The organism is Shewanella intestini, assembly GCF_018221465.1.
In the GTDB taxonomy this organism is placed as follows: domain Bacteria; phylum Pseudomonadota; class Gammaproteobacteria; order Enterobacterales; family Shewanellaceae; genus Shewanella; species Shewanella intestini.
Genome location: NZ_JAAIKR010000027.1, coordinates 1 through 13989, shown reverse-complemented (window position 1 = coordinate 13989; position 13989 = coordinate 1). Strand labels below are relative to the sequence as shown.

At 43.2% G+C, this 13989-nt stretch carries 10 protein-coding genes; all 10 read left to right on the top strand.

Annotated features, from left to right (window positions below; all coding sequences use genetic code 11):
• A partial coding sequence (locus G3R48_RS16805) for an MtrB/PioB family decaheme-associated outer membrane protein (RefSeq protein WP_212593412.1) occupies positions 1–1503 on the top strand: 1503 nt, incomplete at its 5' end.
• Positions 1504–1535: 32 nt separating this feature from the next.
• Positions 1536–4052 carry a DMSO/selenate family reductase complex A subunit gene (locus G3R48_RS16800; RefSeq protein WP_153666347.1) on the top strand — a complete coding sequence of 839 codons (2517 nt, stop codon included), beginning with the start codon at positions 1536–1538 and terminating at the stop codon, positions 4050–4052.
• 11 nt (positions 4053–4063) lie between these two features.
• Positions 4064–4732: a DMSO/selenate family reductase complex B subunit gene (locus G3R48_RS16795; protein ID WP_153666346.1), complete on the top strand. Its 669-nt coding sequence runs from the start codon at positions 4064–4066 to the stop codon at positions 4730–4732.
• Between the two features lie 70 nt (positions 4733–4802).
• Positions 4803–5447: a TorD/DmsD family molecular chaperone gene (locus G3R48_RS16790; protein ID WP_153666345.1), complete on the top strand. Its 645-nt coding sequence runs from the start codon at positions 4803–4805 to the stop codon at positions 5445–5447.
• Between the two features lie 18 nt (positions 5448–5465).
• Positions 5466–5912 (top strand): hypothetical protein, encoded by a 447-nt coding sequence (locus G3R48_RS16785; RefSeq protein ID WP_153666344.1) that lies wholly within the window; start codon positions 5466–5468, stop codon positions 5910–5912.
• A 672-nt stretch (positions 5913–6584) separates the two neighbouring features.
• Positions 6585–7532 (top strand): DmsE family decaheme c-type cytochrome, encoded by a 948-nt coding sequence (locus tag G3R48_RS16780; protein WP_153666343.1) that lies wholly within the window; start codon positions 6585–6587, stop codon positions 7530–7532.
• An 11-nt stretch (positions 7533–7543) separates the two neighbouring features.
• On the top strand, positions 7544–9550 hold the full coding sequence (locus G3R48_RS16775) for an MtrB/PioB family decaheme-associated outer membrane protein (protein ID WP_153666342.1): 2007 nt from the start codon (positions 7544–7546) through the stop codon (positions 9548–9550).
• Between the two features lie 34 nt (positions 9551–9584).
• Positions 9585–12098, top strand: a complete 2514-nt coding sequence (locus G3R48_RS16770; RefSeq protein WP_153666341.1) for a DMSO/selenate family reductase complex A subunit — start codon at positions 9585–9587, stop codon at positions 12096–12098.
• A 14-nt stretch (positions 12099–12112) separates the two neighbouring features.
• Entirely contained in the window at positions 12113–12778 is a 666-nt protein-coding gene (locus G3R48_RS16765) for a DMSO/selenate family reductase complex B subunit (RefSeq protein WP_153666340.1), read from the top strand.
• 71 nt (positions 12779–12849) lie between these two features.
• A complete protein-coding gene (locus G3R48_RS16760) occupies positions 12850–13503 on the top strand; it encodes a TorD/DmsD family molecular chaperone (RefSeq protein ID WP_153666339.1) in 654 nt (217 codons plus the stop codon).
• The last annotated feature ends 486 nt before the right edge of the window (positions 13504–13989 follow it).

Here is a 13989-nt window from a genome sequence, read left to right as displayed (position 1 = left end):
GTCGGCTTTGGTTTTGAATACAACCACGATATCTACGGTGCGTTTGTTAAATACAGCCAAGAAGATAAAACGGGAATGAAATCAAGCAGTGTTTCTGCTAAAACCCCAATTAACTTCGGCTTGCCAATTGACTCACGCACTAAGCAATTAGATGCGGGTGTGAAACTGTCAGGTGATAACTGGATTACCCAATTAAGTTATCTAGGTAGCTATTACGAAAACAACATCCAATCAATAAGCCTGCCTTATAAAACCGATGTGCTAGCACCAACACCTGATAACCAAGCGCACCAAGTGGCGTTATCTGGCCAATATCAATTTGATCGCACCGTCATGAGCGGCCGCGTTGTCACGGGTCGTATGATCCAAGACGAAAGCTTAATTGAGCTTGCCGGTAACCCTTTGCAAAGTTGGGATGGTCAAATCAACACCCTTAACGGTCATTTTGCTGTGACGTCGATGTTGACGAGTCGTTTACGTCTTGGCGGCAGTGTTAACTACAGCGACCGTGATAACCAAAGCTCTACCGCACAATTTTTGCAGTACAGCTTTAACGGGTTAACCGGGGCATTAAGACAAAACGTCACTCAAGATATCACCCGTAAAACCTACAAGGTAAACGGCAGCTACCGCATTGCCAGTGGGTATCGCGTGCAAGCCGGTGTTGACCGCAAAGAAGTCGAACGCACTTACAGTGACCGTGAACAAACTCACGATGACAGCGTATGGATGAAGTTAAACGTCAATGCATTCGACACCTTTAACATCAGACTAAAAGCGGAACATGCCAACCGCAGCGGTTCTAAATATCAAGCCAGTAAATACACCTCTTCGGAAAATAATCCGTTATTGCGTAAATACTACCTTGCTGATCGCAGTCGCAACGCAGTTGAGTTAACTGTTGCGCATGCCCCAACCTCTTGGATGAGTGTTGACTTCACTACCCGCTACGCAAAAGACGACTACAACCACACCCAAATCGGTCTAACTGAATCAGAAGATTATGGTTACGACATGAACGTGAACCTTGCGATGAGCAAGCACGTTAACGGGTATGTGTTCGGTGGCCAACAGTGGATTAACTCAAACCAAGCAGGTAGCCAGCATTATTCTGCACCTGACTGGCATGCAGACATTGAAGATGAGTTTATCAACTTAGGTGCAGGAGTTAGCTACTCAGGCTTACTGCAAGACCAATTAACCCTTGGCCTTGATTACCTATTTAGTAATTCAATCAGCGACACCTATACCAATGGCTTAGGCAACAATAACACTGCATTTGGGGACTACTACTCGTACACCCACAGTGCATCAGCCTACGCCAACTATGACTTAAGCCAAGATATGGCCGTCAAATTAACCTACCGCTATGAGCGCTATTTCGACACCGATGCAGCACAAGTAGGGGTTAATGACATCCCAGGGATGATTACCCTCGGTGATATCAACCATGACTATAACGCACACCAAGTGATGTTGTCGTTTACCTACAAGTTGCGTTAATACGCATCGGTAAAGCTTTAAGAGGAAATAATATGGAACGCAGAAGTTTTTTAAAAGCCAGTGCAGCATTAAGCTGTGCTGCCACAGTAACCGGTTGTAATACCAGCTCAGATAAAGCTGACGTTGTTGCACCACAAGCTGTTGTTGGAGAAGAAAAACAAACATGGTCATCATGTTTGGTGAACTGTGGCTCTAACTGCCCAGTTAAAGTATTCAGCCGCGACGGTGTGATTACCCGTGTTGAAACTGACCATGAAGTTGAAGACGTTTATGGTATGCACCAAGTGCGTGCTTGTGCTCGTGGCCGTTCTTTACGTCAACGTACTTATGCACCCGATCGTTTAAAAACCCCAATGAAACGTATTGGTAAACGTGGTGAAGGCAAATTCAAGCCTATCTCATGGGAAGAAGCAACGAGCGAAATCGCTTCTAAAATGACTGATATTATTGCTAACTACGGCAATAAATCAATCTACCGTGCTTACGGCTCAGGCGCATATTATGGTTTTGCATCAAACGCATGTTTCGACCGTTTATTTCACCTAGCTGGCGGGTGTTTAAACCATTTTGGTAACTATTCTTGGGCGCAACAAATGGAAGCGGCCAAACATACCTTTGGTAGCGGCAGCACCAGTGGCTCATCTACCGTCACCTTAGATAAGAGTGACTTCTTACTTGGTTTTGCTTACAACCCAAGTGAAATGCGTCAATCAGGTTCTGGTGAAGGTTATGATTACCTTAAAGCACTACAACGTGCTAACGGCTTAAAAGTCACCTTAATTGACCCTCGTTACACTGACTCAATGTTAGGTAAAGAAAATGGTTGGTTAGCAATCCGTCCAGGTACTGATGCTGCATTAGCTGAAGCCATTGCGTATGAAATGATTAATTCTGGTTGGGTTGATGCAAACTCAAAAGACTTCATCAGTAAAAACACAGTTGGTTATGACGCTGCATCTATTCAAGCACAAAAAGACATCTTTGCAAAAAGCACTGATGCTAAACATCTTGAATACGCACAACATATGGATCCTACGCAAAACTACCATGATTACATCATGTCTGTAGGCGCGTTTGCCAACAATCCAAAGCGCACCCCAGAATGGGCAGGTAAAATTACCGGCGTACCAGCTGACAGCATTAGAAACATTGCCAAAGATTTAATGGCAGCACAACGTCCATACCTTATTGCTGGCGCGGGTGTTAACCGTCAAGCAAACGGCGAACAAACCGTTCGTGCTATCTATATGTTAGGTGTGCTTGCAGGTAAATTAGGGGTTGAAGGCGCATCAAACGGGGAACTTCCTCATATGACGAGTGCGTCTCGCGCAGGCATTCCAACTGGTGCTAACAAGGTTAAAGAAAAAATCTCATTCTTTACTTGGACTGAAGCCATTGAAGCAGGTAAAACCATGACAGCGAGAACTCATGGTATTACAGGCACCGATGATTTAGATACGCCACTTGGCGCAGATATCAAAATGATCGTAGCGGCAGCAGACAGCACCTTGTTAAACCAACACGCTGAAATTAACAACACCGCTAGAATTTTAGAAGATGATACAAAGTGTGAGTTGATTGTTTCTTGCGACTGCTGGATGACACCAGGTAGCAAATTTGCTGACATTATCCTTCCTGATACTGCATGGTTAGAGTCTGATGACTTAGTCAACGATTCATACGCATCAGGTGCACTTGATTACCTAACCGTAATGAGCGCTGCTGGCGAGCCTATTTGGGACTGTAAGTCTATGTACCAAGCCGCTGCAATGATTGCTGAAAAAATCGGTAAAGGCCAGGAGTTCACTGAAGGTAAAACTGAAGATCAATGGCGCGAAGAGTTATACCAAAAAACCCGCGCAGTGCCTGCTAACGCTAAATTAGAACCTCAACTCCCTGCCACTTACAAAGAAGCCCAAAAAATTGGTTTCTTCCGTAAGAATGAAAATGAACGTTTTGTTGCATTAGACGGACTCATTAATGGTGGTAAACCCGTCGGCACTCCATCAGGTAAAATTGAAATCTATTCAGCTGAACTCGCTTGGCGCGCGGCTAACTGGGATCAAAAGAAATGGAAAGGCGACACCATCACAGCTATCCCTCAGTACACAGTAACGTGGGATGGATATGAAGATGAAGATACTAAAGATGATTATCCACTGCAGTTAGCGGGTTATCACACTAAAGGTCGTGCTCACTCAAGCTACCACAACGTACCTTGGTTACGTGAAGCGACTGAAGATGCGGTATGGATGAACCCATTAGACGCACAAAAATACGGCATTACCTCAGGTGATAAAGTAGAGATGTACAACGAACGTGGTTCAATTGAAATTGATGTTCGTGTTACTCCACGTGTCGCTCCTGGTGTTGTTGCTCTTGGTGAAGGCGCTTGGTACCAAGCCGATCCACAAGGCCGAACTGGTGAAACAGGTAAGGTTATTGATATCGGTGGTGCAATTAACTCACTCACTTGTTATCGCCCTAGCCCTGTGGCTAAAGGTAACCCACAACACACTAACCGTGTTCAAATTCGTCTAGCACAGTAATGGAGTCCACCATGAGCGAAAATATTCAATATTGTTTCTACATTGATACCACTAAATGTACTGGTTGTAAGGCGTGTCATGTGTCTTGTAAAGACAGACAAGGCGATATCATCCGTAAAACCAACGACCCTAAAACATTAGGCGTACCAGCATTAAACGGTGTTACTTGGCGTCGTGTGTACGAATTTGGTGGCGGAACATGGAGTGTTGACCCTAACAAAGGTACATTTGAACAAGACGTGTTCGCCTATTATACTTCTATTGGTTGTAACCACTGTAGTGAACCTGCTTGTTTAAAAGCCTGTCCTACTGGGGCAATGCACAAACGTCGTGAAGATGGCTTAGTACACGTAGCCACTGATTTATGTATCGGTTGTGAAAGCTGTTCAAGAGCCTGTCCATACGATGCACCACAAATTGACCGTGAACGGAAAGTCATGACCAAATGTGATGGTTGTTACGATCGTTTAGCCGATGGCAAAAAACCAATTTGTGTTGAAGCATGTCCAATGCGCGCAATTGACTTTGATACTGTTGAGAACATTAAAGCGAAATATGGTAATGGTGACGCACACCCAGCGTCATTACCATCACAAAGCATTACTCATCCTAACTTGATTATCAAAGCAAATAAGAATGCCAACCTTGCTGGTAGCATTCTTAACCCTAAAGAAGTTTAATTACTTAAGTAATTGATTATTCTATAACGCCTCCGTAAGGAGGCGTTCTGTTATTTAAAAGGTCAACAATATGCAAGCTCGTTTTCAAGAACTTCAAGCAATTGCACGATTACTACATAACCAGTTAATGGAATATCCAACTGAAGAATCAATCCAATTTTTAATCGATAATGACATGGATCAAACTTGGCCAACATTATCAAATCGTCCTGAAAATCAAGCAGGTAGAAAACACTTAGGTCAATTTCTTAGCCAATGGACACCCGATCAGCTCAATGACACCATTGTGGATTATGGCGATTTATTTTTTGGCCCTAGCGAACCTAAAGCCATGCCTTGGGGATCGATGTATTTATGTGAAGAACAGACATTAAATGACAAATCCACCTTAGATTTAATGGATTTTTATAAGCAATACGGCATCGAGTTTGACTTAAAAATCAATCAACCCGTTGATCACTTAGGGCTATTTTATGCCGTGATTGGACAACTAATTCAACAAATGCTTGAACAACCAGACAGTATTGCTAAGCAAGCCTTGGTTATTTTGTTACAAAAACATATGCTACCTTGGTCTGCTCGTTGTTTAACATTAGCCATTGAACATGCCCAAAGCGATTTATACAAAGGCATTGCCCAATTAGCCATTGATTTCGAAAAAGAACTAACAGAGCAGTTAGGTGTGGTGATTTTGCCAACTAAAATATTCCGTTAATAACAATAGGAGAACGCCGTGAGTGTAATACGTTCAGTCGCTAATCAATGGGACCAAGCGGAATATGCACAGCGATTAGAGGTGTTTCTTCTCACCGAAAAGCCATTACAGAGCTTTTTTGTTGGTGCTACCACATTGACCACCGTGTGTAACTTAATAGCTGCTATGGTCAATGTGCCGCCTAAAAATACCGTCACTGAAATAACCCTAGAACAAGCATTTGATAGCCTTAGTCAATGCTTCTTATTATTGTTTGTCAAAGAGATTGAGCATCAAACCCTGTCACAACCTGAGCAACTTATCCTCTCAATAACCCATCACTTTGCCCAGCAATTGACATTAAAACCACAGCAGCACCCAACAGAACTTATTAACCAAGCGCAACAAACAATTAATGCCATGGGGCATTTAGACACCCAGCGACAAGCAAAACGCAAAGCAAACAGTAATATGTGCAACCATTAACGCGTTTAACCCCGAGCAAACTTCATACTACCTCTTTAGGCTAAAACGCTTAACGTTGCCCTTGTCATTGACCGGCCCAATAAAAGTCAAACTCACGTCCTATCTTCATGGGGCCATCAAGTCACAATCCAAGCAAAAAATTATAACAAACTGCGCATCCATTCAACTTGATTAAAACTAAGCTGTTAAGATAAATAACAAAAAACGCAAATGCAAACCATTATCGATACAGGTAAAACAAAAGGGATTTACCTCCACCAAAATAATTAACATCCCAAAACAATCCGTCTACTTTACCCTAAGTAGATCACAATTTAAGTAAAAAACACCTCCGTATTCGTTTACCTAGTAACCATTAAAACCACAATCCAACCTTAGCGCAAACATAAAAGCAACAACCTATTAACAGCAACAAAAACACCAGAACCACTTAAAGTTATGATTTTAAAATATTTATTTGCTTTACCGTCGTTTTATCACAATATACACCTGTATAAACAATTTGTGCTAAATATCACTTTGTAGGTATTAATTTGCACTAGTAAACAAATTCTTCCAACGAACATTTAACAACCCCCTTCTTGAGAAAAAAATATTTTATGATTCAGCCTTCTTAACCAGCAGCCAATTTCTCAACAAATTAGCTGATGAACTATAGGCAGGCAAATCACTATGAAACCTATCCTCTCGACTGTTGCCATTGGAGCACTGCTTATTAGCAGCCTCTTTATAACGGCCACAGCCACACCTTGGGAAAACCTAAGCAGCGAACAATTAGAAGCCAGTTTGGTGAAAAAGTTTAATGAAGGTGATTATTCTAAAAAAGGCGCGGACTCATGCTTAATGTGTCACCAAAAAAATGACACTGTCATGGCGTTATTTGATGGTAAACACGGACAAGTTACTAATAAAAAATCACCGATGGCAGGCCTTCAATGTGAAGCGTGTCATGGCCCACAAGGTAAGCATAATCGCGGCGGTAAAGAGCCGATGATTAGTTTTGCTAAAGACAGCAAACTCTCTGCGCCAACCCAAAATACCGTCTGCCAGAGCTGTCATAACGACCCAGAACAAATGGCATGGCATACCAGCACTCACAACTTAGAAGAAATTGCTTGTAGTGACTGTCACACCATTCATGCTGCCAAAGACCCTGCTTTAGATAAATTACACGTTAACGACACTTGTACCGCTTGTCACACCAAAGAAAAAGCTGACATGAGCAAGCGTTCTTCTCACCCGATGCAGTGGAACCAAATGACATGTATTGATTGTCATGCCCCGCACGGCTCAATGAGCGAAAGCGCGCTAAAACAACCTACCGTGAACGACACCTGTTACAGCTGTCATAGTGAAAAACGCGGCCCATTTTTATGGGAGCACGCTCCGGTAACTGAAAACTGTGTCTCATGTCATAACCCACATGGCAGCGTAAACGACAGCATGCTAACCCAACGTGCACCACAACTGTGTCAGCAATGTCATGCTCCTGATGGTCACGCTTCCCGCGTTACTTCAGAAGCAGGTATGGATGCCTTTGGCGGCGCAAAAAGTTGTTTGAACTGTCACAGTCAAATCCACGGTTCTAACCACCCATCAGGCAGCTTGCTGCAACGCTAACGGAGAGCATGATGAAGTCATTTAAAATGAATATGGTTACCTTCGCGATGACCCTTGCAGCAAGCACTGCAGTCTCACCGGTAATGGCAGCTAACTTCGGTGTCAACTTAGCTAACACCACCAAGGTGAATACTGACCAATTTACTTGCCAACGTTGCACTAACAACAACGGTTATCAAGGCCAATTAGGTGCACACATTGGCATCAACGATGTCGATGATATCCACGCAGGCAACACCCTTGGCTCTGCTACTGATGGCGTGATTACCGCTGTCAGTAGTGACGTGCAATATCAAGATGAGTCAGGTTATCAAGCAAATATACAAGCCCACCAATTAGGCCTAGATAACGGCTTTGCTCACTTGTCAGCCGGTCGCAGCAATGCCCATATGATCCACTTTGATTACAGCGCAATCAAAACCTATCAAGCACAAGCGCAGTCCCACTTATGGCACAACAACGGCGTATTAACTCCTGCTGATACCACAAATCAGTTTGACTTAGCATTACAACGCGAAAAAATCGGTTTAGGGTTTGACTATACCCACGACCTATACAACGCGTTTGTCAGTTACAGCCAAGAAAGTAAAACGGGCTTTAAATCAAGCAGCATTACTGCACCAACGCCAATTAACATTGGTGCTCCGGTAGATGCAAAAACCAAGCAGTTTGATGCTGGCGTGAATATGTCAGGTGATAACTGGATGGCGCAGCTAAGCTACCTTGGCAGCTTCTATGAAAACGATGCCAATGACTTATCTTATAACAGCGCCCCTGTTCAAGCAGCCACGCCAGATAACCAAGCTCATCGCGTGTCGCTATCAGGTCAATACCAATTAAATCGCACCATCATGAGTGGGCGTTTTATTACCGGTCGCATGATCCAAGATGACAACTTAATCCAAATCAATGGCAACCCACTACAAAACTGGGATGGGCAAATTGACACCCTAGATGGCCGTATTGCTGTGAGCTCAATGCTAACTAATCGGTTACGCCTTGCTGGCAGCATCGATTACTCAAAGCGTGACAATCAAAGCTCAACCGCAGAGTTCTTACAATACGACTTCAACGGATTAAACGGTGCGTTCAAAGAAAACACCACACAAGATATCACCCGTCACACATATAAAGTGAACGGCAGCTACCGCATTGCCAGTGGTTACCGCGTGCAAGCCGGTTTTGATCGCAAAGAAGTTGAGCGAACTTATAGCGACCGTGAACAAACTCACGATGACAGCTTATGGATGAAGTTCAATGTCCGTGCCTTTGACGGCTTTAACATCAACCTTAAAGCTGAGCATGCTAATCGCAGTGGCTCTGAATATCAGGCAAACCAATACACGTCATCTGAAAACAACCCATTACTGCGCAAATACTACCTTGCAGATCGCAGTCGCAACGGCGTTGAATTACGTCTTAATCACACACCAAATGCATGGGTAAGCGTTGACCTCACCACCCGTTACGCCAAGGACGATTACAGCAAAACTGAAATCGGGCTAACGGAGTCTGAAGACTATGGCTATGACATGAACGTTAACCTTGCGATGAGCAAGCACGTTAATGGCTATGTATTTGCGGGCCAACAATGGATTAATTCAAATCAAGCAGGTAGCCAAAGCTACACCAGTGCTGACTGGCAAGCAGACATTGAAGATGAGTTTATTAACTTAGGTACAGGCGTGAGTTACTCGGGCCTTATGCAAGACCAATTAACTGTTGGCCTTGATTACCTATTTAGTAACTCCATCAGCGACACCCTCACTACCGCAACAGGCGACAGCAACAGCTTTGGAGATGATTACTCATACACCCACAGCGCTACCGCCTATGCCAACTATGACGTAAGCCAAGATATGGCCGTTAAATTAACCTACCGCTATGAGCGCTATTTCGACACCGATGCAGCACAAGTAGGGGTTAATGACATCCCAGGGATGATTACCCTCGGTGATATCAACCACGACTATAACGCACACCAAGTGATGTTGTCGTTTACCTACAAGTTGCGCTAAGACGCATCGTTAACACTACGAAAGGATATTATTTATGGAACGTAGAAGTTTTTTAAAAGCGAGTGCTGCACTGGGTTGTGCTGCAACAGTCACAGGCTGTAAAACCAGCTCTGATGATGTCAATGTTATTCCGCCAAAACCACCAGTTGAAGAACAACAAACATGGTCAGCATGTTTAGTTAACTGTGGTTCAAACTGCCCAGTTAAAGTCTTTAGCCAAGATGGGGTGATTACCCGTGTTGAAGCTGATAACGAAACCACTGATGAATATGGTGTTAACCACCAAATCCGTGCTTGTGTTCGTGGCCGCTCTTTACGCCAACGTACTTATGCACCAGATCGTTTAAAAACCCCAATGAAGCGTGTGGGTAAACGTGGTGAAGGTAAGTTTGTGCCAATCTCTTGGGATGAAGCGGCATCAACTATCGCCAGTGAACTACAACGTATTGCTAGCGAATACGGCAACAAGTCTATCCTTAAGCTTTACGGCACTGGCGCTTACTATGGTTTCTCAAGCTCAAGCTGTTTTAACCGTATTTTGAACCTTAATGGTGGTTTCTTAAATATTTATGGTAACTACTCTTGGGCACAACAAAACGAAGCCGCGTCAGCAACAGGCTTTGGCAGTACTTCAGGTTCAAACCTATTATCACTAAAAGACAGTGACCTGTTTATTGGCCTAGGTTATAACCCAAGTGAAATGCGTCAGTCAGGTTCAGGTGAAGGTTATGATTACCTAAAAGCCATTGAGCAAAATAGCGAACTTGAAGTGATCATGATTGATCCACGCTACACAGACTCAATGACAGGTAAAGAAGACACATGGTACCCAATTCGTCCAGGTACTGATGCTGCACTTGCTGAAGGTATTGCTTATGAAATGATTAGCTCAGGTTGGGTTGATGCAAATTCAAAAGATTTCTTAACCAAACATTGTGTTGGTTATGACAAAGCGTCATTAGAAGCATTAAAAACGGAATTTGAAAACTCAGGTGATGACAGCAAACTTGAATATGTACCTTACATCACACCAGAAGATAACTACGAAGATTATATTCTTGGCCAAGGTAAGTTTGTTAACGAAGGTCCAAGAACACCAAGTTGGGCAGCTAAAATCTGTGGTATTTCAGAAGCCAACATTAAAGAACTTGCTAGCAAGATTATGAACGCGCGTGCACCATTTATTATTACTGGTGCAGGTGTTAACCGCCACGCAAACGGCGAACAAGCCATGCGTTCTTGCTACATGTTGTCATTCCTAACCGGTAAAGTAGGCCAACCTGGTGTGAGTAATGGTGCATTGCCAGGTCAACGCAGCTTAAGCCGAAGTGGCATGTCTGGACTAACAAACCCAATAAAAGAACAAATCTCATTCTTTACTTTCCCAGATGCGATTGAACGTGGTCATGAAATGACAGCGCGTAAAGATGGTATCCGTAACACTGCAGATTTAGATACGCCACTAGGTAACGACTTAAAAGCCATTTTTGCAATTAACTCAAATGCGCTCGTTAACCAACATTCGGACTCAAATGGTGCAGCTAAAATTTTAGAAGACGACACCAAGTGTGAGCTAATTGTCTCATGTGATTGTTGGATGACGCCTTCAGCTAAATTTGCCGATATCTTACTACCAGATACGTCATGGTTAGAGTCTAATGACTTAGTTAACGACAGCTACGCATCAGGCATCATGGGTTACCTTGTCGCAATGAAAGCTGCTGTTGACCCATTATGGGAATGTAAATCAATGTACGACATGTGTGCATTAATTGCTGAAAAAATGGGTAAACTGGAAGAGTACACTGAAGGTAAAGACGAAGCGCAGTGGTTAGCTGAACTTTATGAAAAAACCCGTACTAATGGCAACAACGCCAATTCAATTCCACCATTACCAGCAACCTATGAAGAAGCACAAGAGCAAGGCGTATTCCGTGCCTTTAATGACACACCGTCTATTGCACTTGAAAGCTACATCAATGGCACTAGCACATTAAGAACACCATCAGGCAAAATCGAATTATTCTCATTAAGCATGGCGTTAAAAGGCGCACAGTGGGAATTTGATGACAAAGTGAAAGGTGACTACATCTCAGGCTTACCGATGTACCAAGCGACTTGGGAAGGTTATGACGATGATGAAACTTCTGATGAATATCCATTCCAGCTTGTGGGATACCACACAAAAGGTCGTACTCACTCAAGCTACCACAACGTCCCTTGGATCCGTGAAGCGGTTGAAGACGCAGTATGGATGAACCCGAAAGACGCTAACGCAAAAGGCTTTACCCAAGGCACTGAAGTACACGTTTGGAGCAAGCGCGGTACGATTAAGTTGCCAGTCCGCATTACCCCTCGTGTTGCACCAGGTGTTTTAGCATTGGGTCAAGGAGCATGGTACGAGCCAGATCCAGCCGGCAATATCGGTCCTTCAGGTCACATCGTGGATATCGGTGGTTGTATTAACACCTTAACACGTTACCAACCTAGCCCATTGGCAAAAGGTAACCCACAACATACCAACCGTGTACAAATAGCAAAAGCTTGATGGAGAATTAGAAAATGACTGAACAAATTCAATATGGTTTCTATTTAGATACCACCAAGTGTACCGGCTGTAAAACCTGTCATATTGCCTGTAAAGACAGACAAGGCGAAGTGATCCGTAAAGACAATAATGCCATCGACCAAGGAGTACCAAAAATCGAAGGCGTTAACTGGCGTCGTGTGTATGAATATGGCGGTGGAACATGGTCAGAAAATGCCGACGGCAGCTTTGAGCAAAGCGTATTTTCTTACTATGCATCAATTGGTTGTAACCATTGTAATGAACCAGTTTGTGTTAAAGCTTGTCCAACAAGCGCAATGCACAAACGTCGTGAAGATGGCCTAGTACACGTTGCAACTGAGCTATGTATTGGTTGTAACAGCTGTGCTAAAGCCTGTCCATACGATGCACCTCAGTTAGACACTGAACGCAAAGTCATGACCAAGTGTGATGGTTGTTATGACCGTTTAGCAGAAGGTAAGGCACCGATTTGTGTTGGTTCTTGCCCACTACGTGCACTGGATTTTGATACGATGGAAAATCTTATCAAGAAATACGGTGAAGGCGATGGTCATATTGCACCACTACCATCACAGAGTGTGACTTCACCTAACCTTATCATCAAAGCGAATAAACACGGTGGCCGCGCTGGTGAAATATTAAACTTCGCAGAAGTTTAACGCCAATATGACGCCCTACGGGGCGTCTTTTTTGCCCCATAGATTAAGATTGATAAAAGCAGGAACCTCTCATGACCGCCACTTCAAACTTGCAAGAACTACAAGCAATCGCGCGCGTATTACACAACCTACTTCTTGACTACCCAAGCGAAAGCTCACTGCAACAACTGGTTGATGATCAAATCGCACAACAATGGCCGGTATTAACAGATTCCCCCTTGAATAAACAAGGCAAAGCCGCATTAGCCTTGTTCGCAACAAAGTGGGATAGCAGTCAAATCAACCAAATGAAGCTTGACTATGGTCAGTTATTCTTTGGCCCAGGTGAGCCTAAAGCCATGCTTTGGGGATCGGTTTATATGGGTGAACAACAAATTATTAATGACACTTCAACCGTTGAACTAATGCGTTTTTACCAACAATTTGGTATTAGCTTTGAATTAAAATACAAGCAACCCGTTGACCACCTAGCTTTATTTTATGCAGTCATTGACCAACTTCTTGAGCAAATGATGGCAGACCCAAAAAACAACGTGGCCAAAGAAGCATTAATTATCTTATTGCAACAACATATGCTGCCCTGGGCAGGACGTTGCCTAGACCTTGCTATTGAACATGCTGAAACCGACTTATATAAAGGTGTTGCATTACTTGCAAAAGACTTCCAAAGCTCACTGGCAACAACATTAAATGTTGTGCCAATGCCAATGCGATTATTTCGTTAAATAAGCACACCCCAAATAAACATCATTCACTTGGTCAATTCAATTTATGCATGAATCAACCAAGTGTTTACTCATTTCATCAGTAAAGTCATCACGACTTTTATACTCCTCCTGCAATACCACCACGTCAAAAAATGCATTCAAAAGTAAAAGACTACACCACTAACATCACGCTTGATAAACTAACAATAGCCAAATAACCTGATGCGTTTGATCATGCCCACCAAACCATCATTGCGGCTAAAAGTCGCATTTTCTCATTAATGAACCCCAGAAGATGGTGTATTGAAAAATCACCAATAAAAAAGCCGTACGCTCAAGAGTACGTTAAAACCCTCGTTATCCAGGATGTCATGGCAAAAAAAGTGGTCAATTTTTTACCATCATGAGCGGCTACATAAAAATATATCAATTCAGCTAAAATCATTTTGCAATGAGAATCATTAATAACTGAGACCAAAAAAAACAGCGACACCACCAACAAAA

Coding starts and splice junctions, on each gene's coding strand:
- G3R48_RS16765 (WP_153666340.1), top strand. CDS start 12,113: ATGACTGAACAAATTCAATATGGTTTCTATTTAGATACCACCAAGTGT.
- G3R48_RS16775 (WP_153666342.1), top strand. CDS start 7,544: ATGAAGTCATTTAAAATGAATATGGTTACCTTCGCGATGACCCTTGCA.
- G3R48_RS16790 (WP_153666345.1), top strand. CDS start 4,803: ATGCAAGCTCGTTTTCAAGAACTTCAAGCAATTGCACGATTACTACAT.
- G3R48_RS16800 (WP_153666347.1), top strand. CDS start 1,536: ATGGAACGCAGAAGTTTTTTAAAAGCCAGTGCAGCATTAAGCTGTGCT.
- G3R48_RS16760 (WP_153666339.1), top strand. CDS start 12,850: ATGACCGCCACTTCAAACTTGCAAGAACTACAAGCAATCGCGCGCGTA.
- G3R48_RS16795 (WP_153666346.1), top strand. CDS start 4,064: ATGAGCGAAAATATTCAATATTGTTTCTACATTGATACCACTAAATGT.
- G3R48_RS16770 (WP_153666341.1), top strand. CDS start 9,585: ATGGAACGTAGAAGTTTTTTAAAAGCGAGTGCTGCACTGGGTTGTGCT.
- G3R48_RS16780 (WP_153666343.1), top strand. CDS start 6,585: ATGAAACCTATCCTCTCGACTGTTGCCATTGGAGCACTGCTTATTAGC.